The 24702-nt window shown below is 73.3% G+C and carries 26 protein-coding genes; 8 read left to right on the top strand and 18 right to left on the bottom strand.

What is annotated here, in order from left to right; genetic code table 11:
• Position 1: 1 nt before the first annotated feature.
• Both KPL57_RS03940 and miaB read right to left on the bottom strand, forming a co-directional pair.
• Positions 2-448 carry a hypothetical protein gene (locus KPL57_RS03940; RefSeq protein ID WP_226350500.1) on the bottom strand — a complete coding sequence of 149 codons (447 nt, stop codon included), beginning with the start codon at positions 446-448 and terminating at the stop codon, positions 2-4.
• A complete protein-coding gene (miaB, locus tag KPL57_RS03935; protein WP_226350499.1) occupies positions 445-1941 on the bottom strand; it encodes a tRNA (N6-isopentenyl adenosine(37)-C2)-methylthiotransferase MiaB in 1497 nt (498 codons plus the stop codon). Before miaB ends, KPL57_RS03940 begins: the two co-directional genes overlap by 4 nt.
• A 63-nt stretch (positions 1942-2004) precedes the next feature.
• Here miaB and KPL57_RS03930 point away from each other — a divergent pair, with 63 nt between their 5' ends.
• Positions 2005-2970, top strand: coding sequence for a TAXI family TRAP transporter solute-binding subunit (locus KPL57_RS03930; protein WP_226350498.1), 966 nt, complete (start codon positions 2005-2007; stop codon positions 2968-2970).
• On the opposite strand, the gene KPL57_RS03925 is transcribed toward KPL57_RS03930, so the two are convergent.
• Positions 2964-4382, bottom strand: a complete 1419-nt coding sequence (locus tag KPL57_RS03925) for a HAMP domain-containing sensor histidine kinase (RefSeq protein WP_226350497.1) — start codon at positions 4380-4382, stop codon at positions 2964-2966. The genes KPL57_RS03930 and KPL57_RS03925 overlap by 7 nt on opposite strands.
• A 3-nt stretch (positions 4383-4385) precedes the next feature.
• The gene (locus KPL57_RS03920) at positions 4386-5069 is read right to left on the bottom strand and encodes a response regulator transcription factor (RefSeq protein ID WP_062396678.1); all 684 of its coding nucleotides are present in this window, start codon (positions 5067-5069) and stop codon (positions 4386-4388) included.
• 134 nt (positions 5070-5203) lie between these two features.
• Between KPL57_RS03920 and KPL57_RS03915 the strand changes: the two genes are divergently transcribed.
• The 4 genes from KPL57_RS03915 (at position 5204) to KPL57_RS03900 (ending at position 8468) form a co-directional block, all read left to right on the top strand.
• Positions 5204-5932 (top strand): amino acid ABC transporter ATP-binding protein, encoded by a 729-nt coding sequence (locus KPL57_RS03915; RefSeq protein WP_020622568.1) that lies wholly within the window; start codon positions 5204-5206, stop codon positions 5930-5932.
• A 40-nt stretch (positions 5933-5972) separates the two neighbouring features.
• The gene (locus KPL57_RS03910; protein ID WP_226350496.1) at positions 5973-6857 is read left to right on the top strand and encodes a glutamate ABC transporter substrate-binding protein; all 885 of its coding nucleotides are present in this window, start codon (positions 5973-5975) and stop codon (positions 6855-6857) included.
• Between the two features lie 97 nt (positions 6858-6954).
• The gene (locus KPL57_RS03905) at positions 6955-7602 is read left to right on the top strand and encodes an amino acid ABC transporter permease (protein ID WP_208820948.1); all 648 of its coding nucleotides are present in this window, start codon (positions 6955-6957) and stop codon (positions 7600-7602) included.
• Positions 7599-8468 carry an amino acid ABC transporter permease gene (locus KPL57_RS03900; protein ID WP_226350495.1) on the top strand — a complete coding sequence of 290 codons (870 nt, stop codon included), beginning with the start codon at positions 7599-7601 and terminating at the stop codon, positions 8466-8468. Before KPL57_RS03905 ends, KPL57_RS03900 begins: the two co-directional genes overlap by 4 nt.
• 54 nt (positions 8469-8522) lie before the next feature.
• On the opposite strand, the gene KPL57_RS03895 is transcribed toward KPL57_RS03900, so the two are convergent.
• Positions 8523-9236 carry an AAA family ATPase gene (locus KPL57_RS03895; protein WP_226350494.1) on the bottom strand — a complete coding sequence of 238 codons (714 nt, stop codon included), beginning with the start codon at positions 9234-9236 and terminating at the stop codon, positions 8523-8525.
• 23 nt (positions 9237-9259) lie between these two features.
• Complete coding sequence (locus tag KPL57_RS03890) at positions 9260-11272, bottom strand: prolyl oligopeptidase family serine peptidase (RefSeq protein WP_226350493.1); 2013 nt, start codon at positions 11270-11272, stop codon at positions 9260-9262.
• A gap of 49 nt (positions 11273-11321) precedes the next feature.
• Between KPL57_RS03890 and KPL57_RS03885 the strand changes: the two genes are divergently transcribed.
• A complete protein-coding gene (locus KPL57_RS03885; protein ID WP_226350492.1) occupies positions 11322-12230 on the top strand; it encodes a LysR family transcriptional regulator in 909 nt (302 codons plus the stop codon).
• 11 nt (positions 12231-12241) lie between these two features.
• On the opposite strand, the gene KPL57_RS03880 is transcribed toward KPL57_RS03885, so the two are convergent.
• The 4 genes from KPL57_RS03880 to KPL57_RS03865 all read right to left on the bottom strand — a co-directional run bounded on the left by KPL57_RS03880 (position 12242) and on the right by KPL57_RS03865 (position 14959).
• Entirely contained in the window at positions 12242-12952 is a 711-nt protein-coding gene (locus tag KPL57_RS03880; protein ID WP_226350491.1) for an SDR family oxidoreductase, read from the bottom strand.
• Positions 12953-13029: 77 nt separating this feature from the next.
• On the bottom strand, positions 13030-13857 hold the full coding sequence (locus KPL57_RS03875; protein WP_226350490.1) for a CoA ester lyase: 828 nt from the start codon (positions 13855-13857) through the stop codon (positions 13030-13032).
• A gap of 83 nt (positions 13858-13940) precedes the next feature.
• Positions 13941-14270 carry a hypothetical protein gene (locus KPL57_RS03870; RefSeq protein ID WP_226350489.1) on the bottom strand — a complete coding sequence of 110 codons (330 nt, stop codon included), beginning with the start codon at positions 14268-14270 and terminating at the stop codon, positions 13941-13943.
• Between the two features lie 20 nt (positions 14271-14290).
• Entirely contained in the window at positions 14291-14959 is a 669-nt protein-coding gene (locus KPL57_RS03865) for an alpha/beta fold hydrolase (protein WP_226350488.1), read from the bottom strand.
• Positions 14960-15027: 68 nt separating this feature from the next.
• Here KPL57_RS03865 and KPL57_RS03860 point away from each other — a divergent pair, with 68 nt between their 5' ends.
• Entirely contained in the window at positions 15028-15291 is a 264-nt protein-coding gene (locus KPL57_RS03860; RefSeq protein WP_226350487.1) for a hypothetical protein, read from the top strand.
• A gap of 80 nt (positions 15292-15371) precedes the next feature.
• Here KPL57_RS03860 and KPL57_RS03855 read toward each other — a convergent pair whose 3' ends face one another.
• The 7 genes from KPL57_RS03855 to KPL57_RS03825 form a co-directional block, all read right to left on the bottom strand.
• Positions 15372-16133: a succinate dehydrogenase/fumarate reductase iron-sulfur subunit gene (locus KPL57_RS03855; protein WP_178372989.1), complete on the bottom strand. Its 762-nt coding sequence runs from the start codon at positions 16131-16133 to the stop codon at positions 15372-15374.
• Positions 16130-18037, bottom strand: coding sequence for a fumarate reductase/succinate dehydrogenase flavoprotein subunit (locus KPL57_RS03850; RefSeq protein ID WP_226350652.1), 1908 nt, complete (start codon positions 18035-18037; stop codon positions 16130-16132). The genes KPL57_RS03855 and KPL57_RS03850 overlap by 4 nt, the downstream gene beginning before the upstream one ends.
• An 8-nt stretch (positions 18038-18045) precedes the next feature.
• Complete coding sequence (locus tag KPL57_RS03845; RefSeq protein ID WP_226350486.1) at positions 18046-18846, bottom strand: hypothetical protein; 801 nt, start codon at positions 18844-18846, stop codon at positions 18046-18048.
• A 172-nt stretch (positions 18847-19018) separates the two neighbouring features.
• Positions 19019-19675 (bottom strand): alpha-ketoglutarate-dependent dioxygenase AlkB, encoded by a 657-nt coding sequence (locus KPL57_RS03840; RefSeq protein WP_226350485.1) that lies wholly within the window; start codon positions 19673-19675, stop codon positions 19019-19021.
• Between the two features lie 75 nt (positions 19676-19750).
• Positions 19751-20500 carry a succinate dehydrogenase/fumarate reductase iron-sulfur subunit gene (locus KPL57_RS03835; RefSeq protein ID WP_208820962.1) on the bottom strand — a complete coding sequence of 250 codons (750 nt, stop codon included), beginning with the start codon at positions 20498-20500 and terminating at the stop codon, positions 19751-19753.
• A 14-nt stretch (positions 20501-20514) separates the two neighbouring features.
• Positions 20515-22482 (bottom strand): fumarate reductase/succinate dehydrogenase flavoprotein subunit, encoded by a 1968-nt coding sequence (locus KPL57_RS03830; protein WP_226350484.1) that lies wholly within the window; start codon positions 22480-22482, stop codon positions 20515-20517.
• A gap of 3 nt (positions 22483-22485) precedes the next feature.
• A complete protein-coding gene (locus tag KPL57_RS03825; RefSeq protein ID WP_178372991.1) occupies positions 22486-23205 on the bottom strand; it encodes a succinate dehydrogenase cytochrome b subunit in 720 nt (239 codons plus the stop codon).
• An 87-nt stretch (positions 23206-23292) separates the two neighbouring features.
• Here KPL57_RS03825 and KPL57_RS03820 point away from each other — a divergent pair, with 87 nt between their 5' ends.
• Complete coding sequence (locus KPL57_RS03820; protein ID WP_224401790.1) at positions 23293-24252, top strand: LysR family transcriptional regulator; 960 nt, start codon at positions 23293-23295, stop codon at positions 24250-24252.
• A 9-nt stretch (positions 24253-24261) separates the two neighbouring features.
• Here the strand turns inward: KPL57_RS03820 and KPL57_RS03815 are convergent, their stop codons facing one another.
• On the bottom strand, positions 24262-24696 hold the full coding sequence (locus KPL57_RS03815; protein ID WP_226350483.1) for an STAS domain-containing protein: 435 nt from the start codon (positions 24694-24696) through the stop codon (positions 24262-24264).
• Between the last annotated feature and the right edge of the window lie 6 nt (positions 24697-24702).

Below are 24702 nucleotides of genomic sequence, written 5' to 3'. Positions count from 1 at the left end.
GTCAGTCGCGCTGCAGCGCGGCGCCCGCCCACACGAAGGTCAGCAGCACGACCGCGATCACGCCGAGGACCATCCCGAACCCGGGGCCGGCCTCGGCGCCGGTCTGCTGCGACCAGATCGCCCACAGCCCGTTCACCGAGGAGATCCCGCAGCCGAAGGCCGCGAGCCACGCGAGCGCCCACAGCCGGGTCAGCAGCGCGGCCGCGGACACCACGACGGCGAACCCGGTCATCGTGAACGAGAACAGCGTCGGCAGCGGCCCGGAGGTGCCGGAGGCCAGCACCTGCCAGCCCGGGGTGCCCGCCACCCACGGCAGCAGCAGCGCGGCGACGGCGGCGACGATCGCCACCGCGATCAGCATGGCGCGCGCGCCCGGGTCGATCCGGCGGGCGACACCGCGCCCGGCCCGGTCGATCTCGGCGCGGGTCTCCGGGGACACGTCGCTCATCGGGTACCTCCGGTGGTGGCGGGGACGCCGCAGGACGGCGCGGCGGGTGCCGGCTCGGGCACCGGGGCGCCGAACGCGGGCAGTCCCAGGGTGGTGGGTGCCCCGGACGGGCGCTCGCCGGCCTCGGCGGCGTCGCCGGCGCGGGTGCGGCGGTGGGTCAACACGCCGCCGTCGGCGACGAGGTGGTGCGGGGCACCGCGGTCGATCCGGACGGTGACGATGTCACCCGGCCGGATGCCGGTCGCGTCCCCGGGCGCGAAGTGCACGAGCCGCCCGTCGCGGGCGCGGCCGGTGAGCCGGGCGGTCGCCGCGTCCTTGCGGCCCTCGCCGGTGGACACCAGCAGCTCGACCTCGGTGCCCTCCTGCCTGCGGTTCTCCTCCCAGGAGATCCGCTCCTGCAGCGCGACGAGGCGCTCGTAGCGCTCCTGCACGACGGCCTTGGGCAGCTGGTCGGGCAGGTCCGCGGCGGGCGTCCCGGGGCGCTTCGAGTACTGGAAGGTGAACGCCGCGGCGAACCGGGCCCGCTCGACGACGTCGAGGGTGTCCTGGAAGTCCTGCTCGGTCTCGCCGGGGAAGCCGACGATGATGTCGGTGGTGATCGCCGCGTGCGGGATCGACTCCCGCACCTCGGCCAGGATCGACAGGAACCGCTCCGAGCGGTAGCTGCGGCGCATCCGGCGCAGGACGTCGTCGGAGCCGGACTGCAGCGGCATGTGCAGCTGCGGGCAGACGTTCGGGGTCTGCGCCATCGCGGCGATCACGTCGGAGGTGAAGTCGCGCGGGTGCGGGCTGGTGAACCGCACCCGCTCCAGCCCCTCGACCTCGCCGCAGGCCCGCAGCAGCTTCGAGAACGCCTGCCGGTCACCCATGTCCGAGCCGTAGGCGTTCACGTTCTGCCCCAGCAGGGTCACCTCGAGCACGCCGTCGGCGGCGAGGGTCTGCACCTCGGCGAGCACGTCGCCGGGGCGCCGGTCGCGCTCCTTGCCGCGCAGCGACGGCACGATGCAGAACGTGCAGGTGTTGTTGCAGCCCACCGAGATCGACACCCAGCTGGCGTAGGCGGAGTCGCGGCGCGCGGGCAGCGTCGAGGGGAACACCTCGAGCGCCTCGGCGATCTCGACCTGCGCCTGTTCGTTGTGCCGGGCCCGCTCCAGCAGCGTCGGCAGGGCGTGCACGTTGTGCGTGCCGAACACGACGTCGACCCACGGGGCCCGCCGCGTGATCGTGTCGCGGTCCTTCTGGGCCAGGCAGCCGCCCACGGCGATCTGCATGTCCGGGTTCGCGACCTTGCGGGGGCGCAGGTGCCCGAGGTTGCCGTAGAGCTTGTTGTCCGCGTTCTCCCGCACCGCGCAGGTGTTGAACACGACGACGTCGGCGGTGTCGGGGTCCTCGGCCCGGGCGTACCCGGCGTCCTCCAGCAGACCGGCCATCCGCTCCGAGTCGTGCACGTTCATCTGGCACCCGTAGGTGCGCACGGTGTAGCTGCGGCTCACACACCCGAGGGTAGGCGCCCGGTGCGACGACGCCGGGACGGGGCCGTCGGGGATGATGGGCGGGTGCACCGGCCCGGGCCCCCGCTGACGAGGCGCACCGTGCTGCGCGCGGGGGCGGCGCTGGGTCTGGGGGCGGGGCTGGCCGCCTGTACCGGGCCCCGGCCCGCCGCCCCCCTGGTGATCGCCGGCGGGGTGCAGCCGGGGGTGTACATCAACCTCGCGCGCACGCTGTCGGAGATCTGGCGGGAACGGCTCGGGCTCGCCGCGGCCCCGCAGGTGCTGGAGACCGCGGGCAGCGCGCAGAACATGGACCTGCTGACCACCGGTGCGGCCGCGGTCACGATCAGCCAGGTCGACGTGGCCGCCGACGTCGCCGCCCGCACCACCGGTCCGGCCGAGCCGCGCGCACTGGCCCGGCTCTACGACGACGTCACCCACATCGTCGTGCGCGCCGACTCCGGCCTGCGCACCATCGCCGACCTGCGCGGACGACGGGTGTCGATCGGCCCGGGCGGCAGCGGCTACCAGCCGATCGCGACCCGGCTGCTCGACGTCGCCGGGATCGGCGTCGCGGGCCTGGGCACCCGCGCGGAGCTGGGCCTCCCGGACGCGGCGGCGGCGCTGCGCGAGAACGGCCTCGACGCGTTCTTCTGGTCCGGCGGGGTCCCCACCGACGGCGTGCGGGAGCTGGCCGCGCAGGTCCCGATCCGGCTGCTGGAGCTCGGCGGCGTGCTCGACCGCATGCGCGACCGGTACCCCGTCTACTCGGTGGCGACGGTCCCCGCGAACACCTACGGCCTGCCCGGCCCGGTCTCCTGCCTGTCGGTGCGCAACGCGCTGCTGGTCACCGAGGGGATGGACGCCGACCTGGCCGGCGCGCTCATCCGCGCCGCCTTCGACGAGCAGCCGCGGCTGGCCCAGGCCAGCCCGGCCGCGGTGACCGTCGACTCCCGCTCGGCGATCGGCACCCAGCCGATCCCGCTGCACGAGGGCGCCGTCGCGTTCTACCGGGCCACCAAGGGCTACTGAGGTGCCCCGGGGCGCAGCCACAGCGTGACCCGCAGCCCGCCGCCCGGGGCGTCGCCCAGCTGCAGGCTCCCGCCGGCCGCGGCGGCGGTCCGCACCGCGATGGCCAGGCCCAGCCCGCTGCCCTCGACGTTGGTCTGCCCGGGCGCCCGCCAGAACCGGTCGGTGGCGCGCGCCCGGTCCTCCGGCGCCAGGCCGGGACCGCCGTCGACGACGCTGACGCCGATCCGGTCCGCGGTGCGCAGCGTCGCGACCCGCACCCGTCGCCCGGCCGGGGTGTACTTGAGCGCGTTGTCGAGCAGCGCGTCGAGCACCGACTCCAGCGCGGGCTCGCCGATCCGGGCGTGCAGGCCGTGCGGGCCGCTGCGGCGCAGCTCGATCCCGGAGTGCTCGGCCAGCGGCCGCCAGTTGTCCACCCGCTCGGCGATGACGACGTCGAGGTCGGTGTCCTCGGCGTCGCCCGGGTCCTCCACCGCGCGCTCGGCGCGGGCCAGCGCGAGCAGCCCGTCGAGCACCCGGGACAGCCGCTCGGCCTCCTCCATCGCCGCGAGGTGGTCGTCGGCGGCGGCCGGGTCGACGTGCCCGTCGAGGTTCGACAGCCGCAGGCGCAGCGCCGTGAGCGGGTTGCGCAGCTGGTGGGAGGCGTCGGCGACGAACGCGCGCTGGGCGGCCAGCGCCTCGCGCACCGTCTCGGTCATCCGGTCGAAGGACCCGGCCAGCGAGCGCAGCTCCGGCGGGCCGCTGCGCCGCGACGGCGGACCGGGCGGCCCCCCGGCGACGACGGCCGTCCCGACCCGGCCCATCGCCTCGTCGAGCCGGCGGACCGGGCGCAGCACCCAGGCGGTCAGCGGCAGCGCGACCAGGGTGCCGGCGAGCAGCGCGAACACCGCGGCCCCGGCGATCAGCGACCAGGTGCGCACCGCCTCGGCCCGCAACGCGTCGGTCGGTGACACCGTCGCCACCGCGCCGACGACCTCGCCGTCGACGAGCACCGGCTCGGCCAGCACGAGCGGCCGGGCGTCCCACGGCATCAGCAGCGGGTAGGTCGACGAGCGGCGCCCGGCCAGCGCGACCGCGGTCCGCTCGGTGGCGTAGTCCCCCAGCTCGGGCAGCCGGTCGGCCGGGCGGGACGCGGTCAGGGTCCGGCCGGTCCGGTCGAACACCAGCACCGCGACGCCGTAGACGTCGTCGTAGCGGGTGATCTCGTCGGTGAAGGTGGTGAGCGCGGAGCTGCCCGCGGGGGCCTCGATGAGCGGGCGCTGCGCGGTGGAGGCGAAGGAGATCGTGTCGGTGAGCCGGTCGGTGAAGACCTCCTCCTGGGCGCGCTGGGCGGCGGTCCAGGCCAGCGGGACGCCCAGCCCGGCGGCGAGCAGCCCGACGAGCACGAGCACGACCAGCAGCAGCCGGCTGCGCACGGGTCAGTCCTCGGTGGCGGCGAAGCGGTACCCGACGCCACGCACGGTGCGCACCAGCTCGGGGCGGCCGAGCTTGGTCCGCAGCGTCGCCACGTGCACGTCGAGGGTCCGGTTCGCGCCCGCCCAGCCGCGCCCCCACACCTCGGCGACGATCTGGGCGCGGGTGCAGACGGCGCCGTCGGCGCGGGCGAGCAGCGACAGCACCTGGAACTCCTTGCGGGTGAGCACGACCTGCTCCCCGGCGACGGTGACCTCGTGCCGTTCGGGGTCGACGCGGACGTCGCCGACGGTCACCGGGGCCGACCCGGCCGGGGCGACCGTGCCGTCGTCGCCGACCTTGCGGCGGCGCTGCACCGCGTGCACGCGGGCCACGAGCTCGCCGATGTCGTAGGGCTTGACCAGGTAGTCGTCGGCGCCGGTGTGCAGCCCGGCGATGCGGTCGGTGACCTCGCCGCGGGCGGTCACCATCAGCACCGGGACCTCGGAGACGGCGCGGATCGCGCGGCAGACGTCGAGCCCGTCGGCGTCGGGGAGGCCCAGGTCGAGCAGCACGACGTCGACGCCGTCGAGGTGGTCGACGGCGCCGCGGCCGTGGTCGAGGCGGGTCGTGGTCATCCCGTGCCGGTGCAGCGCCGGGCGCAGCGCGGCGGCGACCCGGTCGTCGTCCTCGATCAGCAGGATGTGCACCGCTGTCCGCCCTTTCCGTTATGTGGCCGAGACCCTAAAGGTTCCTCAAGGTGATGGACTCGCTTGTCCGTTCCGTCCAGGCTCTCGCCATGTCCGGAGGCAGCATGACCAGCCCGCCCGCGTCCAGCACTCCCATGGTGCGGATGGCCGGGGTGCAGAAGCACTTCGGCGACCTCCACGTGTTGCGCGACATCGATCTGGACGTCGCCCGTGGGGAGGTCGTCGTCGTCCTCGGCCCCTCCGGTTCCGGCAAGTCCACACTCTGCCGCACGATCAACCGGCTCGAGCCGATCGACACCGGAACGATCGAGATCGACGGCACCGCGCTGGCGGCGGAGGGCAAGGCGCTGGCCGCCCTGCGCGCCGACGTCGGCATGGTCTTCCAGTCGTTCAACCTGTTCGCGCACAAGACGATCCTGGAGAACGTCACGCTGGCCCCGCTCAAGGTCCGCGGCGTCTCCAAGGCCGAGGCCGAGAAGACCGGGCTGGCGCTGCTGGAGCGCGTCGGCATCGCCAACCAGCGCGACAAGTACCCGGCGCAGCTCTCCGGCGGCCAGCAGCAGCGCGCGGCGATCGCCCGCGCGCTGGCGATGAAGCCGAAGGTGATGCTCTTCGACGAGCCGACCTCGGCGCTCGACCCGGAGATGGTCAACGAGGTGCTCGACACCATGACCTCGCTGGCCAAGGAGGGCATGACGATGGTCGTCGTGACCCACGAGATGGGCTTCGCCCGCCGGGCCGCGCACCGCGTCGTCTTCATGAGCGACGGCGAGATCGTCGAGGACGCGACCCCGGACGAGTTCTTCACCGCCCCGCGCAGCGACCGCGCCAAGGACTTCCTCGGCAAGATCCTCTCGCACTGAGGACGCCTTCCACCACCACCCCCGACGAGCGGAGCGAACCGTGAAGAGAACCCGCATCCTGGTGGCTGCCGCCCTGGCCGCCACCCTCGCCCTGGCCGGCTGCGGCCGCGAGGGCGCCCCCGGCGCCGAGGGCTCGGGCTACCAGCCGACCGTCGCGCAGAACGTGACCGTCGAGGGCTCTCCCACCTTCGACGCCATGAAGCAGCGCGGCCGCGTCGTCGTCGGCGTCAAGGACGACCAGCCGAACCTGGGCTTCCGCGACGCCACCACCAACGAGTTCTCCGGGTTCGACATCGACATCGCCCGGATGGTCGCGGGCGGTCTCGGCTTCTCCCCCGACCAGATCGACTACAAGGTCATCCCGTCGGCGGCGCGCGAGGACAACATCGAGCGCGGCGACGTCGACTACTACGTCGGCACCTACACGATCAACGACAAGCGCAAGCAGCGCGTCGGGTTCGCCGGTCCGTACTACGTCGCCGGGCAGAGCCTGCTCGTCCGCGCCGACGACAACACGATCACCGGCCCGCAGACCCTGCAGGGCAAGCGGGTCTGCTCGGTCACCGGCTCCACCCCGATCCAGCGGGTCAAGGACCAGAAGCTGACCGACCAGGTCGTGGAGTTCCAGACCTACACCCAGTGCGTCGACCAGCTGATCAACAACCAGGTCGACGCCGTCACCACCGACGACGCGATCCTGCTCGGCTACGCCGCGCAGAACCCGCAGCAGCTGAAGGTCGTCGGCGAGAAGTTCTCCTCCGAGCCCTACGGCATCGGCGTCCCGAAGGGCGACACCGCACTCCGCAACAAGATCAACGACCTGCTGCAGGCGTCGATCGACGACGGCACCTGGAAGACCATCTACGACGGCACCCTGGGCAAGTCCGGTACCCAGACCGAGCCGCCGGCCATCGAGCGCTACTGATCCCGCCCGCGGCCCGGCGGGGCGGTGACCGCGTCACCACCCCGCCGGGCCGCGTCGGGTCCAGACACGTCGGGACCAGAGAAAGGAGAGCCGCCCGGTGGATGTCCTGCTGGACAACCTCGACCTCTACGTCGGCGGGTTCGCCGGCACGATCGGCCTCTTCGTCGTCGCCGCGATCGGGTCGCTGCTGCTCGGCACGCTGGTGGCGGGCATGCGGGTCAGCCCCGTCCCCGCGCTGCGTGCCTTCGGCACCGGCTACGTGACGATCCTGCGGAACACCCCGCTGACGCTGGTGCTGTTCTTCTTCGCGTTCGCCTACCCCCGCCTCGAGCTCGTCCAGCTCAGCTTCTTCGCGCTGGCGAGCGTCGGCCTGATCCTCTACACCGCCGCGTTCGTGTGCGAGGTCGTGCGGTCGGGCATCAACACGGTCCCGGTCGGACAGGCCGAGGCCTCGCGGGCGCTGGGCTTCACCTTCACCCAGACCCTCGGTCAGGTGGTGCTCCCGCAGGCGGTGCGCGCCACCGTCCCGCCGATGACGAACATCCAGATCGCGCTGCTGAAGAACACCACGATCGCGTCCGGCTTCTCGGTGTTCCAGGCCGGCGGCATCTACCAGAACCTCTCCGAGCGCGGCTACAACGTGCTCGTCGGGCTGCTGTGGGTGGCGCTGATCTTCGTGATCCTGGTGGCCCCGCTGACCTGGATGCAGCGCCGCCTCGACGCCCGCTGGGGGGTGGCCCGATGAGCTCGGTCCTCTACGACATCCCGGGCCCGGCGGCCCGCGCCCGCAACCGCACGATCGGCGTCGTCGGCGTCGCGGTGATCGTGGCGATCCTCGGGTTCGTCGTCTACCGCTTCTGGGCCACCGGCCAGTTCAGCGGCCGGATGTGGGACTGGATCACCTACGAGGCGATCCAGATCCGGATCCTCGAGGCGCTGTGGAACACCATCCGCGCATTCGCCGTCGCGGCGGTCCTGTCCCTGCTGTTCGGGGCGGTGTTCGCCGCCGGGCGGCTGTCGGACCACGCGTGGATCCGGGTCCCGTGCACCGTGATCGTGGAGTTCTTCCGCGCCGTCCCGCTGCTCGTCCTGATCTTCATCATGTACTACGGCATGTCGCAGGGCGCGGGCATCGAGATCACCGCGTTCTGGGCCGTCGTGCTCGGCCTGATGCTCTACAACGGCTCGGTGCTCGCCGAGGTGTTCCGCGCCGGGATCAACGCGGTCCCGCGCGGGCAGAGCGAGGCCGCCTACGCCCTGGGGCTGCGCAAGACCCAGGTGATGTCCTCGGTGCTGCTCCCGCAGGCGGTCCGCTCGATGCTGCCGACGATCCTGTCGCAGCTGGTGGTGGTCCTGAAGGACACCGCGCTCGGCTTCCTGATCCTCTACGAGGAGCTGCTGCTCGTGGCCCGCCAGCTCGGCAGCCAGGTGCAGCTCGGGTCGCCGATCCTGCAGGTCGCGCTGGTCGTCGCGGTCATCTACATCGGGCTGTGCCTGATCCTGACCGGGCTGTCCCGGCTGGTGGAGAAGCGGCTGTCGCAGGGCCCGCGCAAGGCCACCGCGCAGGCGGCCCCGGAGCCCGTGCCCATCGGCGGCGGCGCGGCGGTCTGAGCCCCGACACCCGGGCCCGGGAGTACATCGCGTCCTCCCGGGCCCGTCGTCGTCCTACAGGTGCCGCAGGAACGCGTCGGGGTCGGCGAGGAAGCTCCGGGTCAGGACGACCGGGAGCGCCTCGTCGTACCCGACGCGGCGGACCGCGCCGTCGTCGCCGATCTGCAGGACGGTCGCCCCGGGCAGGGCGAGCAGGATCGGCGAGTGGGTGGCGACGACGAACTGGCTGCCCTGCGCGGTCAGGTCCACCATCCGGGCCAGCACCGCCAGGGCCCCGGTGACCGACAGCGCCGCCTCCGGCTCGTCGAGCAGGTAGAGGCCGCGCGGGAAGAACCGGTGGCGCAGCAGCGCCAGGAACGACTCGCCGTGGCTGCGCTCGTGCCCGGAGCCGCCGTAGGCCGGCAGCAGCGGCGGGCCGCCCGGCTCCCGGTCGAGTCGTTCCACCTCGGACGCCACGTTGTAGTACGACTCCGCACGCAGGAAGAAGCTGGTGCGCTCCCGGCCCGGCCGCCGGGCGACCCGCACGTGGGACCCGAGGTCGGACTCGCTCGCCCGGGTCGCGAACCGGAACGACCGCGACCCGCCCTCGGGGTTCAGCCCCAACGCGACGGCGACGGCCTCCACCAGCGTCGACTTCCCGGACCCGTTCTCCCCCACCAGGAACGTCACGCCCGGGTAGAGCGCGAGCCCGCCGTGCTCGCGCAGCCACCGGACCACGGGGAGCTCGAACGGGTAGCCGCGCGACGGGGCCGCGGGATCGAGGGACATGCGGGCGATGAAGTGCCCCGCACTCACAGGTTCTCGATCTCCACCGGCTCGATGTCCTCCTCCGCGGGCAGCGCGAACCCGAACACCCGGGAGTAGAACGCGAGCTCGGCGTCGAGGGCCCGGCGGATGTTCGCGGCCTGCCGGAAGCCGTGCTGCTCCCCGGCGAACAGCAGGTAGGCGACCGGCACCCCGCGCCCGCGCAGCGCATCGACGATCATCTCCGACTGGTTGGGCGGGACGATGGCGTCCTCGTCGCCCTGGAGCACGATCAGCGGGGTGCGGAAGCGCCCGACGTGGGTGAGCGGGGAGCGCTCGGTGTACACCGCCTCCGCCGCGGGCCACGGCCCGACCAGGCCGTCGAGGTAGCGGGACTCGAACTTGTGGGTGTCCCGGGCGAGCGCGGCCAGGTCGGCGACGCCGAAGTGGTCGGCCCCGGCGGAGAACGGGGTGTCGTCGCGGGCGAGGGCGGCCAGGGTGGTGAACCCGCCCGCGGAGCCACCGCGGATCGCCATCCGGGCCGGGTCGACGCGGCCGGTGTCGGCGAGCGTGCGGGCCGCGGCGAGGCAGTCGGCGACGTCGACGATCCCCCAGGCGCCCTTCAGCTGCTCGCGGTAGGCGCGGCCGTAGCCGGTGGAGCCGCCGTAGTCGACGTCGACGACGCCGAACCCGCGGCTGGTCCAGTACTGCACGGCGACCGAGAGGACCGGGGTCGCGGAGCCGGTCGGCCCGCCGTGGATGACGACGAGCAGCGGCGGCAGCTCACCCTCGGGGGCGTCGTGGCCGCCCAGCGGCGGGTAGAACAGCGCGTAGCCGGTGCGCGGGCTGCCCGCGGCGTCCGAGGACAGGAACGTGATCGGCTCGGGCACCGACACGGTCTCCGGGTGCAGGCCGAGGTCGCGCGGGGCGCGCAGGGTCTGCACCCCGGCCGCGCCGGGCTCCCCCGCGCCGTCCGGGGCGGGCACGACGCGGTGCACGCCCGGCTCGGCGGTGGGCGTCCCGGCGACGCAGACGACGGCGTAGGGCCCGTCGGCGCGCACCGAGCCGATCGCGGTGAACGGGGTGTCGAGCTCGATGATCCGGCCGTCGACCTCCCGCACCACCAGCGCGTCGAAGCCCCGCGAGGAGCGGGCGAACACGACGCGGCCGTCCTCCAGGACGGCGTAGCGCGACCCGCCCAGCACCCAGCCGGGCACGCCGATCTCGGCGTCGATGCGCACGAGCGCCTCGATGTCGTGGCCGGGCAGCCAGCGGTAGAGGTTCCACCAGCCGGTGCGGTCGCTGAGGAAGGTCAGGGACCCGTCGGGCTGCCACTGCGGCTCGGTGACCGACTCCCCCGGCCCGCCCGCGACGACGGTGTCGACCCCGGACGCCAGGTCGCGGACGGTGAGCTCGACGTCGTCCCACGGCATCGACGGGTGGTTCCAGGACAGCCAGGCCAGCGTGCCGCCGTCCGGGGAGATCCGCGGCGCGGCGACGAAGTCCGGGCCGCCGACCAGCACCTCCGGCGTCGACGGGGCGCGGGCGTCGAGCCGCACGATCTCGTTGACGACCTCGGCGGCCGGGGTGTGCGCGGCGTGGTGGCGCTCGCGGACCACGACCATCCAGGTGCCGTCGGGGGCGACGTCGCCGTCGGCGTGCCGGTCGCCGCGGGGCACCGCGGGCTCCGGGGTGAGCGCGACCGGGGCGGCGCCGCGGTCGAGCCGGTACAGGCGCTGGTCGGCCCACTCGACGTACCAGACGACGCCGGGGCTGCCGGCGTGCAGCCACCACGCGCCGCCGCCGTACTCGTGGACCGCCGAGCGGGCGTTCGCGCCCTCGGGCAGCAGGTCGGTGCGCGAGCCCGCGGCGTCGCCGCCGGTACGGCGCACCAGCTGGGTCCGGCCGCCCTCCGCGGCGCGGCCCTCGGCCCAGACCACCCCGGTGTCCTCGGTGCCGGGCGCACCGTCGGGGCGGACCTCCCCGAGCCGCACCGCGGCCGTCACCACCACTTCGGACGTGACCGGTGTCGGCCACGACCCGTACCCGGAGATCGTCACGGCGCCCACGCTAGTCATCGCCGGGCCGCCGTGCCCGTAGGTTGTCGCCGTGCCGACACTGCGTGCGCTGGAATGCCTGGTGGCCGTCCTCGACCACGGGTCGGTGACCGGGGCGGCCGCGGCCCTGCACCTGTCCCAGCCCGCGCTGTCCCACCAGCTGGCCCAGCTCGAACGCGAGATCGGCACCCCGCTGCTGGAGCGGCTGCCGCGTGGGGTGCGCCCGACCGTCGCGGGGCGGGCGGTGCACGCCGACGCCGTCGCCGCGTTGGCGGCCGCGGACCGGGTGCTGACGACGGGGCGCGCGGTCGCCCACGGCGGCGCCGGGGTGCTGCGGGTGGCGTGCGCGGAGACGATGACCGCGGGGCTGCTCGCCCCGGTGCTGCGGGCCTCCTCCGGTGCCGCCGCCCGGACCCGGGTGGAGCTCACCGAGCTGACCAGCGCCGACGAGATCGCGGCCCGGGTGGCCGACGGCGCGGCCGACGTGGGGGTGTCCCCGCGCCCCGGCCGCGACGGCGTCGACGCCGAGGTGCTCGGCCGCGAGCCGCTGGTCGCGGTGCTCCCCCGTCGTCACCCGCTCGCCGGCACACCGGGCCCGGTCCCGGTCGCCGCGCTCGGCGACGGCCCCGTGGTGCACTACGACCCCCGCAACGGCCTGGCCGGCTGGCTCGACACCCTCGCCGCCGGGCACGGCGTCGCCCTCGACGCGGTGACCCGCACCCGCAGCGCGACGACCGCGGCCCGGCTCGCCGACGCCGGGCTGGGCGTCGCGGTGGTGCCGGTGACGGCACTGCCCGCGGGCGCCCCGGGCGTGGTGCGGGCGCTGGACCCGGCGCAGGACCGGGAGGTGGTCGCGCTGACCCGGCCGGGCCGGGACCCGGTGGTGACGGCGTTCGTCGCCGCGCTGCGACGGCGCGGGGTGCCCGTGCCCGCCGCCGTCGCCGCGCAGCTCGCCCCCTAGAGCGGCGCGGGTCAGGCCAGCCGGCCGCCGCCGTCGACGTGCAGGGTCGTGCCGGTGACGAAGGGGTTGGTGAGCAGCGAGCGGGCCGCGGCGGAGAGCTGGGCCGGGGTGCCGATGCGCCGCGCCGGGTTGGCCGCGGCGGTGGCGGCGAGGAAGGCGTCCTTGCCGTCGCCGAGCCGGTCCCACTGGCCGGAGTCGACGATGCCGGGCGAGAGCGCGTTGACCCGCACCGGGGAGAGCTCGACGGCCAGGGCCTGCGCGAGGAACGCGACGGCGCCGTTGGTCGTCGCCATCACCGACCGTCCGGGGGCCGGGCGCCAGGCCGCGACGCCGGAGAACAGCAGGAACGAGCCGCGCACGAGCGGGGCGAGGTGCTTGGCCAGCAGCAGCGGGCCGATGACCTTCGCGTCGAACGCGGTGTGGACGGCGTCGCGGTCCAGCTCCGCGACGGGCCCGTTCGCCGGTGCGGCGGCCAGCGACACGACGTGGTCCAGCGGCCCCGAGGTCGCGGCGAAGGCGGCGATGCTCCCCTCGTCGGTCAGGTCGATCCGGGCGGTGGCGGCGCCGACCTGTGCGGCCACCGGGGCGAGCCGCTGCGGGTCGCGCCCGGCGAGGGTGACCGTGGCCCCCTCGGCGACGGCGTCGGCGGCGAGCGCGCGGGCGATGCCCGAGCCGCCGCCGACGATCAGCAGGTCCTGTCCGGCCAGTGTGGTGATGTCCATGCCCGGTACAGCGCCGCCGGGCCGTCGCACAGTCCCGTCGCGCGATCGATGCTTCCGAGCGCTGCGATAGACGTCGTCTATGCCTCGGCCAGCCGCAGCGTCGCCCGGGCCCGGGCGAGCACCGGCGCGTCGACCATCTCCCCGCCGAACCGGAACACCCCGGGGTGCCGCTCCGCCTCGGCGAGCAGGGCGCGGGCGTGCTCGATCTCGGCGTCGCCGGGCCGGAACCCGCGGCGCACGACCTCCACCTGCGACGGGTGGATGCACACCTTCGCCGCGAACCCCGCGTTCGCCGCGTCGACGGTGTCGGCGAGCAGGGTGTCGGTGTCGGCGATGTCGGTGAGCACGGTGTCGACCGGGGCCGGGCCCGCGGCGCGGGCGGCGTAGAGGATCCGGGTGCGGGCCTCGGTCAGGGCCGGGCCGTAGCCGCCGCCTGCCGCGCGCCCGGTGCGCCCGCCCAGGTCGGCGAGCAGGTCCTCGCTGCCCCACATCAGGCCCGAGCAGTTCGACGCCCGGGCGATCGACGGCGCCTCCAGCACCCCGTGCGCGGTCTCGCACAGCGCGATCACCGGGTGCGGGGCCAGCGCCTCCACCGCGGCGGCGCTCGTCGCCATCGGCAGCATCAGCGTGAGGTCGGGGTAGGCGGCCAGCGCGGCGACGTCGCCGTCGTGGGCGGGGGTGCCGGGCGCGTTGACCCGCACGACCACCCGGGTGCGGTCCAGCTCCGCCAGCGCGGCGACGACGGTGTCCCGGGCGCCGTCCTTGTCGTCCGGGCCGACGGCGTCCTCCAGGTCGAGGATGACGGCGTCGGCCGCGGCGAGCGCCTTGGCGAACCGGTCGGGCCGGTTGCCGGGGCAGAACAGCAGGGCCGGCCCGTGGTCGAGGGGTCGGGCAGTGGTGTCCACGGGTGGGTCCCTCCGGTCGGACGGCGAGTCTGGTCCGACCAGGATCTCCGGTGCGGCGATGATCGGCTCACCGGGGCCCGGCCTCAGCGCCGCACCGCGGCCGCCTCCCGCAGCAGCCGGACCGCGACCGGCAGCGCGCCGGGCCGCAGCACCGGCGCCAGCCCGACGATCCCGCGCATCCCGGTCCACCAGCGGACCTGCCCGTCGGTGCGGAGCACACCGACCGCCGGCGCTCGGCACCCGGCGACGGCGGCCGGCAGGTTCGGGTAGATCTCGGCCAGCCGCGGCTCGTGGCAGGACCGCGCCCGGACCCGGACGGTCACGCAGCCCGGCAGCTCCTGGGCGATCCGCGAGCACGGCGCGCAGGCCGCGTCGTGCACCACCACCAGCTCCCGGATCCGCGTGCGCGCCACGGCGCCATCATCGCCTGCCCTCAGCGGCCGAGCACCGCCGCGGCCAGCGCGCCCGGGTGCGACAGCATGGGGTGGTGCCCGCCGGGGACCATCTCGGGCACGACGCCGCGCAGCCGCCGGGCGAGCATCGTCCGGACGAACGCGGCCGGGAACAGCTTGTCCTCGCGGCACAGCAGGTACCGGGTCGGCACGTCCGGCCAGGCCGCACGCGGCCACGGCTGGGTCCACGGCGTCGCGGACTGGTCGCGCTCGTGACGCAGTGCCTCGTTCGCGACCGACTCGTCGACGTCGTGGTAGAAGAGCCCGACGACGTCGTCGGGGTCGCGCCCGTCGCGGGCGTCCTGCTCCGCGAGCGCCGCCCCGGCGCCGGTCGCGTCGCCCCACTGCGCCGCGGACTCGCCCGGCAGCGGCACCATCGCCGTCACCAGGACGAGCTCGCGCACCGCGACCCGGTCGCACACCAGCGGTGCGCTGAACCCGCCGAAGGAGTGCGCGACGACCACGAGGTCCTCGGCACCGCCGACCGCGGCCACGACGGCGTCGGCGTAGATCTCCAGCCCGGCGGTGTCGTCGTCGCAGGGCAGCTCGACCGGCACCGCGCGGTGGCCGCGCCGGGTCAGCTCCCGTTCCAGCGGGCCCCAGTACCAGGTGTCGGTCCCCGCCCCGGGGACGAGCGCGAAGGTCGTCATGACGGTGACGACCGCCCACCGGGGGCGTTCTCATCGCCTACCGTCGGGGGCGGAACCGAGGAGGCCCGATGACCGACCCGACCCACCTGCCCGCCGTCCCCGACCCTGCCGTGCCCGACCCGGTCGAGCCCGTCACCGACTACACCGACGACGGCGTCCCCACGTTCTCCTACGTGCGCGACCGCATCGAGGGCCGCGCCGCGACCGCGGCGGCCGCCGAGGAGCTCGCGGGCGGCGACGCGCGCGCCGCGGAGGCGGAGGACGCGTTCGCCGAGCGCGAGCGCAAGGCCGCCGACCGGCTCGCCGAGATCCGCCGGTCGATGGAGCGCTGAGCGACCCGTCGCACCCCCGGCGCGGTCCCCGCACCCCGTGCGGCGGGTGCGACGGCCGCCGCCGGGGTGCGGGGGCACGCTCAGCTCCCGGAGCGCCGGAAGATCTTGTCCCCCAGCCACACCAGCGGGTCGTACTTGCGGTCCACCGCGCGCTCCTTGAGCGGGATGAGCGCGTTGTCGGTGATCTTGATGTGCTCGGGGCACACCTCGGTGCAGCACTTGGTGATGTTGCAGAACCCCAGCCCGTGCTCCTCCTGGGCCTCGACGGCGCGGTTGCCGTGCGCGTCGAGCGGGTGCATGTCCAGCTCCGCCATCCGCATCAGGTAGCGCGGCCCGGCGAACGCCTCCTTGTTCTCCTCGTGGTCACGGACCACGTGGCAGGTGTTCTGGCACAGGTAGCACTCGATGCACTTGCGGAACTCCTGGCTCCGCTCGACGTCGACCTGCGCCATCCGGTACTCGCCCGGCGCGACGCCCTCGGGCGGGGTGAAGCTGGGGATCTCGCGGGCCTTGGTGTAGTTGAACGACACGTCGGTCACGAGGTCGCGGATCACCGGGAAGCTGCGCAGCGGCGTGACGGTGACGACCTCCTCGTCGTCGAAGGTGTTCATCCGCGTCATGCACATCAGCCGCGGCCGGCCGTTGATCTCCGCCGAGCACGAGCCGCACTTGCCCGCCTTGCAGTTCCACCGCACGGCCAGGTCGCCGGCCTCGGTGGCCTGCAGCCGGTGGATGACGTCGAGGACGACCTCGCCCTCGTTCACCTCCACCGGGTAGTCGACCAGCTCGCCCTTGGTGTCGTCGCCGCGCCAGACGCGGAAGTGGTGCAGGTGACTGCTCACTGGTTCCCCTCCGCGGAGTCGGCACGGTGACCGCCCAGCTCGTCTCCGGTGTAGTACTTCTTCAGCTCGTCCATCTCGAACAGGTCGAACAGGTCCGACCGCATCGGGAGCTGCTCCTGGCGGGTCAGCTCGACGTCGTCCTCGCCGATGGCCCGGCACACCAGCAGCAGGTGCCGCCAGTCCGAGTCCATGACCGGGAAGTCGTCGCGGGTGTGCCCGCCCCGGGACTCCTGGCGCTCCAGCGCCGCCTTCCCGGTGCACAGCGCGACGAGCAGCATGTTGCGCAGGTCCAGGGCCAGGTGCCAGCCCGGGTTGAACCGGCGGTGCCCCTCCACCGAGACCGTCCGGGTGCGGGTGGCGATGTCCTCGAGCTTCTTCAGCGCGAGCTCCATCTCCTCGCCCTTGCGGATGATCCCGACGAGCTCGTGCATCGTCTTCTGCAGCTCCTGCTGCACGACGAACGGGTTCTCCCCGCCCGCGGTCGCGCTGGAGAACGGCAGCATCGCCCGCTCCAGCGCCGCGGCGACGTCGGACTCGGCCACGGCGGGCCGGCCGGCGTCGGCGTGCTGCGCGGCGTGCAGCCCGGCGCGACGGCCGAACACCAGCAGGTCCGACAGCGAGTTGCCGCCGAGCCGGTTGGAGCCGTGCATGCCGCCCGCGACCTCGCCCGCGGCGAACAGGCCGGGGACCTTCGACATCGCGGTGTCCGGCTCGACCTCCACCCCGCCCATCACGTAGTGGCAGGTCGGGCCGACCTCCATCGGCTCCTTGGTGATGTCGACGTCGGCCAGCTCCTTGAACTGGTGGTGCATCGACGGCAGCCGCTTGAGGATCTCCTCGGGCTTGAGCCGGGTGGACACGTCGAGGAACACCCCGCCGTGCTCGGTCCCGCGCCCGGCCTTGACCTCGGAGTTGATCGCCCGGGCCACCTCGTCGCGGGGCAGCAGCTCCGGCGGGCGCCGGTTGTTGTCCGGGTCGGTGTACCAGCGGTCGCCCTCCTCCTCGGAGGTGGCGTACTGCTCCTTGAACACGTCCGGCACGTACTCGAACATGAACCGCTTGCCGTCGGTGTTGCGCAGCACGCCGCCGTCACCGCGGACCGACTCGGTGACCAGCAGGCCCCGCACCGAGGGCGGCCACACCATGCCCGTCGGGTGGAACTGCAGGAACTCCATGTTGATCAGCGTCGCGCCGGCGCGCAGGGCCAGTGCGTGGCCGTCGCCGGTGTACTCCCAGGAGTTCGACGTGACCGAGTAGCTCTTCCCGACCCCGCCGGTGGCGAGCACGATCGCCGGGGCGTCGAAGCGCACGAACCGGCCGTCGCCGCGGAAGTAGCCGAAGCAGCCCGAGATCGCACCGTCGGTGGTGAACAGCTCGGTGATCGTGCACTCGTGGAAGACCCGGATCCGGGACTCGGCGTCGCCGGTCTCGGCGAGGTCCTCCTGCTGCAGCGAGACGACCTTCTGCTGCAGGGTCCGGATCAGCTCCAGACCCGTCCGGTCGCCGACGTGCGCCAGCCGCGGGTAGGTGTGCCCGCCGAAGTTGCGCTGGCTGATCTTGCCGTCCTTGGTGCGGTCGAACAGCGCACCGTAGGTCTCCAGCTCCCAGACCCGGTCCGGGGCCTCCTTGGCGTGCAGCTCGGCCATCCGCCAGTTGTTGAGGAACTTCCCGCCGCGCATGGTGTCGCGGTAGTGGACCTGCCAGTTGTCGTTCGGGTTGGCGTTGCCCATCGACGCCGCGCAGCCGCCCTCGGCCATCACGGTGTGCGCCTTGCCGAACAGCGACTTGGAGATGATCGCCGTCCGCTTGCCCTGCAGCCGCGCCTCGATCGCCGCCCGCAGGCCGGCACCGCCGGCCCCGATGACGACGACGTCGTAGTCGTGCCGCTCGATCTGTTCGTCCATCTCGGTGCTCACCCCACGATCCGCAGGTCGCTGATCCAGCCGGCGGAGACGGCCATGACGTAGAAGTCGGTGACGGCGAGGCTCACCAGCGTCGCCCACGCGAACTGGTTGTGCCGCGTGTTCAGCTTCGAGACCTGGGTCCAGAGCTTGTAGCGGACCGGGTGCTTCGAGAAGTGGTTGAGCCGCCCGCCGACGGCGCTGCGGCACGAGTGGCACGAGAGCGTGTAGCCGAACAGCAGCACCACGTTCACGACCAGGATGATGTTGCCCAGCCCCAGGCCGAACCCGCCGCCGGGCTTGGCGAAGGCCAGCACCGCGTCGTAGGCGTTGATCAGCGTGATGATCCCGGCGATGTAGAAGAAGTAGCGGTGCGCGTTCTGCAGGATCAGCGGGAAGCGCGTCTCACCGCTGTAGCGCCGGTGCGGCTCGGCGACCGCGCAGGCCGGCGGGGAGAGCCAGAACGCCCGGTAGTAGGCCTTGCGGTAGTAGTAGCAGGTCAGCCGGAACAGCAGCAGGAACGGCAGGGAGACCGCCGCGTAGGGCAGCCACCAGACGTCGGGCAGGAACCGGCCGAAGTGCGACGCCTCCTCGACGCAGCCCGTCGAGACGCACGGCGAGTAGAACGGCGTCAGATAGCCGTACTCGGGGACGAAGTAGTAGTTCTGCATGAACGCCCGCACGGTCGCGTAGGCGACCCAGGCGACGAACGCCACGAAGGTGGCCAGCGGGGGAAGCCACCATCGGTCCGTGCGCAGCGTGCGCGCGGCGATGGTGGCCCGGCCGGTGGACGCGTCAGTGGTGGATGACACGTACGGGAGCTCCTGTCGTCTCGACGACGCCGAAGAGACCTGACACGACGTCGTGTCCTCGTGAACACCCGCCGCACACACGGTGCGGTGGTCGCCAGAGAGTACGACCCAGATCACATGTGATCTACGTCGGGACGGCGATTGGCCGTCCTATCGAGACGTGGCTCACACGTCACGGGCCGTCGAGACCCGATTCGCGCAGCGTGACGTTCAGCCGCCCGGACCGCAGGCCGGTGCCGGGCGGTCCGGGGTCGTCGAGCAGCCGGGGCACCCCGTGGAACGCCAGCCGGCTCGCCCCGCCGAACACCACGAGGTCACCGGAGTACAGCTCGACGTCGGTCCACGGCCGCCCGCGGTGCCCGGCGGTGCCGAGCCGGAACACACACGCCCGCCCGACCGACAGCGACACCACCGGGGCGGGCGAGCGTTCCTCGCGGTCCTGGTGCAGGCCCATGCGGGCGTCGCCGTCGTAGAAGTTGACCACCGCGACGTCCGGCCGGTACGCCTGCGCGTCCGGGTGGCCGGTCGCGGCCAGCGCGGCCCGGCCGAGGTCGGCCAGCCACGACGGGACCGGCGGGACGGCACCGCCGTCCTGGTCGTCGCGGGTGCGCGAGTAGCGGTAGGGCAGCCAGTGCCACCCCAGGCAGACGCTGCGGACCGACATCACGCCACCGCCGGGGAGCGTCACCGTGCGCAGACCGGGACCGTCGCGGACCCACCCCCGGCAGGCGTCGGCCAGCCTGCGCTGCCCGGGGAGGTCGAGCCAGTCCGGGACGTGCACCGCGCCGGGCCCGAGCGCACGCCGCTCCCGTCCGAACAGTCCGTCCACGACCCCTCCCCCACGACGCACGACGGCCCGGGCACCCCGCGGAGGAGGTGGCCCGGGCCGTCGCGACGGTGTGTCCTACTTCTTCCGGCCGCCCACCGTGGCCGCGAGGTAGTCGCGGTTCAGCTGGGAGATCACGTCGAGCGGGATCTCCTTCGGGCAGGCGGTGGCGCAGGCGCCGGTGTTGGTGCAGCCGCCGAACCCGGCGGCCTCGTGCTCCTCCACCATGCTGACGACGCGCTCGTAGCGCTCCGGCTGGCCCTGCGGCAGCTCACCCAGGTGGGTCAGCTTCGCGCCCAGGAACAGCGACGCCGACCCGTTCGGGCAGGCCGCGACGCAGGCACCGCAGCCGATGCAGTTCGCCGCGGCGAACGAGCGGTCCGCGGCGACCTTCGGCACGGCGTTGGAGTTGGCCTCCGGCGCCGACCCGGTGTTCACCGAGACGTAGCCGCCGGCCTGGATCATCTTGTCGAACGCGGCGCGGTCGACGACGAGGTCCTTGATGACCGGGAACGAGCCCGAGCGGAACGGCTCGATGACGATCGTGTCGCCGTCGGAGTAGTGCCGCATGTGCAGCTGGCAGGTGGTGGTCGCCCGCTGCGGGCCGTGCGGCCGGCCGTCGATGACCATGCTGCACGAGCCGCAGATGCCCTCGCGGCAGTCGTGGTCGAACGCGACCGGCTCGTCGCCGGAGAGGATCAGCTTCTCGTTGAGCACGTCGAGCATCTCGAGGAACGACATGTCCTCGTCGGCGTCGACGGTGTAGGTGACCAGGCGCCCCTTGTCGACCGCGTCGCGCTGGCGCCAGACCTTCAGGTTGAGCTTCATGTCCGTCGGTCCTCTTACTTGTAGCTGCGCTGGGTCGGGTGCACGTACTCGAACGTGAGCTCCTCCTTGTGCAGGACCGGAGCCTGCCCGCGGCCGGTGTACTCCCAGGCCGAGGTGAAGGAGAAGTTCTCGTCGTCGCGCTGCGCCTCGCCGTCCTCGGTCTGGCTCTCCCCGCGGAAGTGACCGCCGCAGGACTCGCGACGCACGAGCGCGTCGAGACACATGAGCTCGCCGAGCTCGAGGAAGTCGGCCACCCGGCCGGCCTTCTCCAGGCTCTGGTTGAGCTCCGCGCCGGTACCCGGCACCTTGACGTTGTTCCAGAACTCGCGACGGAGCTCAGGGATGCGGTCCAGCGCCTTGCGCAGACCCTCCTCGGTGCGCTCCATGCCGCAGTAGTCCCACATGATCTGGCCCAGCTCGCGGTGGAACGAGTCCACCGTGCGGGTGCCGTTGATCGACAGGAACTGGTCGATCCGGTCGGTGACCGACTGCACGGCCTCGACGACCTCGGGCGCGTCGTCGGGGACGGCGTCGAGCTCGTTCTTGGCCAGGTAGTCGCCGATCGTGACCGGGAGGACGAAGTAGCCGTCGGCCAGACCCTGCATCAGCGCGGACGCACCGAGCCGGTTCGCACCGTGGTCGGAGAAGTTCGCCTCGCCGGCCACGTAGAGACCCGGAATGGTCGACTGCAGGTCGTAGTCGACCCAGAGGCCACCCATCGTGTAGTGCACGGCGGGGAAGATCCGCATCGGGACCTCGTACGGGTTCTCACCCGTGATCCGCTCGTACATCTCGAACAGGTTGCCGTACTTGTTCTCGACGGCCTTGCGGCCGAGGCGCTGGATGGCGTCGTCGAAGTCCAGGTACACGCCCAGGCCCGACGGTCCGACGCCGCGCTTCTCGTCGCAGACCTCCTTGGCGGCCCGGGACGCGATGTCGCGGGGCACCAGGTTGCCGAACGCCGGGTACTTGCGCTCGAGGAAGTAGTCGCGCTCCTCGTGCGGGATCTCGTTCGGCCCGCGGTCGTCGCCGAGCTTCTTCGGGACCCAGACGCGGCCGTCGTTGCGCAGCGACTCCGACATCAGGGTCAGCTTCGACTGGTGGTCGCCGGAGACCGGGATGCAGGTCGGGTGGATCTGGGTGAAGCAGGGGTTCGCGAACAGCGCGCCCTTGCGGTGCGCCCGCCAGCCGGCGGTCACGTTGCAGCCCTTGGCGTTCGTCGACAGGTAGAAGACGTTGCCGTAGCCGCCGGAGGCGAGCACGACCGCGTCGGCGGTGTGCACCTCGATCTCGCCGGAGACCATGTCGCGCGCGACGATGCCGCGGGCACGACCCTCGACCATGATCAGCTCGAGCATCTCGTGCCGGGCGTACATCTCGACGGTGCCGGCCTTCACCTGGCGCTCCAGCGCCTGGTAGGCGCCGATCAGCAGCTGCTGGCCGGTCTGACCGCGGGCGTAGAAGGTGCGGGAGACCTGCACGCCGCCGAACGAGCGGTTGTCGAGCAGACCGGCGTAGTCGCGGGCGAACGGGACGCCCTGCGCGACGCACTGGTCGATGATCTGGCGGGAGATCTCGGCGAGCCGGTGGACGTTGGACTCCCGCGCGCGGAAGTCGCCGCCCTTCACGGTGTCGTAGAACAGCCGGTAGACGCTGTCGCCGTCGTTGCGGTAGTTCTTCGCCGCGTTGATGCCGCCCTGCGCGGCGATCGAGTGCGCGCGCCGCGGGCTGTCCTGGTAGCAGAACGTCTTGACGTGGTAGCCGGCCTCGCCGAGCGTCGCGCTCGCGGAGCCGCCGGCCAGGCCGGAGCCCACGACGATGATCTTCTTCGAGCGCTTGTTCGCCGGGTTGACCAGCTTGACGCCGAAACGACGACGCTCCCAGCGGGTCTCGATGGCGCCCGAGGGGACCGCCTTGTCGACGACCGGCTCGCCGGTCGCGTAGTCGGCGTAGGAGATGTGGTGGGACGAGGCGTCAGTCATGGGTCAGACCACTCCGAACGTGACGGCGAGGGGCACCGAGATGAAGCCGAGGGTCAGCACGGCGGCGAAGACCGTCGACACCACCTTGATGGTGCGCTCACGGCTGTTCGACGACCACCCGAGCGTCTGGATGCCCGAGAAGATGCCGTGCTGGACGTGGAAGCCCAGCGCGACCACCGCGAGGACGTAGAACAGGGTGACGTACCAGCGGGCGAGGGTGAAGTCGGCCGCGAGGTTGTCGGCCACCGCGAGGTGCACGCCGTTCGGGTTCAGCGTGCCCGCGGTGAGGTCGAGCAGGTGGTAGATCACGAACAGCGCGATGATCACGCCGCCCCAGCGCATGGTGCGGGCCGCGTAGCTGCCCTTGACCTGGTAGGAGCCACCCGCGTACTTGATCGGGCGGGCCCTGCGCGCACGCAGGGCGAGCATCGTCGCCGACCAGATGTGGGCGACCACCGCGACGACCAGCACCACGCGGACGATCCAGAGCATGCCCGAGTAGGGCAGCGCCGGCTCCAGGATGGTGCGCAGCCAGGCCGCGTAGTGATCGATCGCCTCGGGGCCGAAGAAGATCTTCAGGTTCCCGATCATGTGCAGCGTGACGTAGCCGAGCAGCACGACGCCGCTCACCGCCATCACGAACTTCAGCAGCGCACTGGGCGTGCGCGGGCGCCGGGGTGCGGCGGGCTTGGCTCCGCCGCCGGCCCGGGACTTCTCGGACATCGTGACCACGTCCTCCAGTGGACATACCAACGGGTAAGGCAGTCCAATGCATGAAACGGTCTCCGCTCATAGCCGTAAGCTATGCACGTGACACTTCAGCAGCTCATGTACTTCGTCGCCGTGGCGAACGTGCGCAGCTTCACTCGGGCGGCCGACCAGGTGGGGGTCGCCCAGCCGACCCTGAGCCGCGCGCTGCGGGCGCTGGAGGACGAGCTGGGCTCCCCACTGATCAACCGCGGGTCGGCCGTCACGCTGACCCCGGCCGGTGAGGCGGTGCTGCCACTGGCACGCAGGATGCTCGCCGATTCCGACATGGTCCGCACGACGGTGGCCGAGATGGTCGGCCTGCGCAGCGGCCGGGTGCGGGTCGGGGCGACGCCGTCGCTGTGCATCGGCGTGCTGTCCGACGTGCTGCGGGTCTTCCACGCCCGGCACCCCGAGATCGCCGTCGAGCTCGCCGAGGACGGCTCGCAGCCGCTGGAGGCGGCGCTGGTGCAGGGGGAGCTGGACGTCGCGCTGGTGATCGTGCCCCCCGACGGGGTGGACCCGACCCTGCACACCGCTCCCCTGCTGCGCGAACGGCTCTCGGTCGCCTCGCCGCGGGCGCGCAGGCCGCTGACCCCGCGCGGGTCGATGACGGTGTCCGAGCTCGCCCGGCACGACCTGGTGATGGTGCGCCAGGGCTACGACCTGCGGGAGGTGACCCTGCGGGCCTACGCCGTCGCCGGGGTCACGCCGCGGATCGCCGTCGAGGGCGGCCAGATGGACGCGGTGCTGCGCATGGTCGAGGCCGGCACCGGGGTGGCGGTGGTGCCGGACCTGACGTTCATCGGGCGGCCGCGGCTGCGGCGCACGGTGCTCAACCCGGCGATCCACCGCACGGTGGCGCTGGCGCGGCGGGCCGACATCGCCCCCACCCCGGCCGTCATCGCCTTCGCGGACACGCTGCTGGAGCACATGTCCGACACCTCGGCGTCGCTGCGGGAGGGCACGACCGACGTCCAGGTGCTGCACCGGCACCGGACCGGCCGGGAGCTGCTCGGCTGAGGGCCGGGGTCAGTCGGGCACCGGGAACAGCGGGGCGCGGCCCTCGGGGGTCTCCGGCGGCGGGTGCGGGTCGAGCACCCGCAGGTGTTCCAGGGTGCCGGTGACCTGCAGGACCCGGCGGACCTGGCGCGCCGTGCCGCAGTACAGCTCCAGCACCACCCCGGCCGCGGCGGCGTCGCGGTGGCAGTCCAGCAGCGCCGCGATCCCGGCCGAGCCGAGGAAGCCGACCGCGGACAGGTCCAGCACGATCCGCGGGGCCGCGGCGAACCAGGCGCCCACCTGCTCGGCCAGGAACGGCGCGGTCGCGACGTCGACGTCGCCGACGGCGTGCAGCGCCACCGGCCCGGACGGGTGTGGCACCGCCTCCAGGGCCAGGCCGCCGCCCTCCGCGGTCGCGGCGGACAGGCCGGGCACTCCTCCCGGGCCGTCCGTCGGATCGGTCATCACCGG

The sequence above is a fragment of the Pseudonocardia sp. ICBG601 genome (assembly GCF_020496245.1).
The sequence above is the reverse complement of the archived record's forward strand: the minus strand, read 5'-3'. Positions and strand labels throughout refer to the sequence as shown.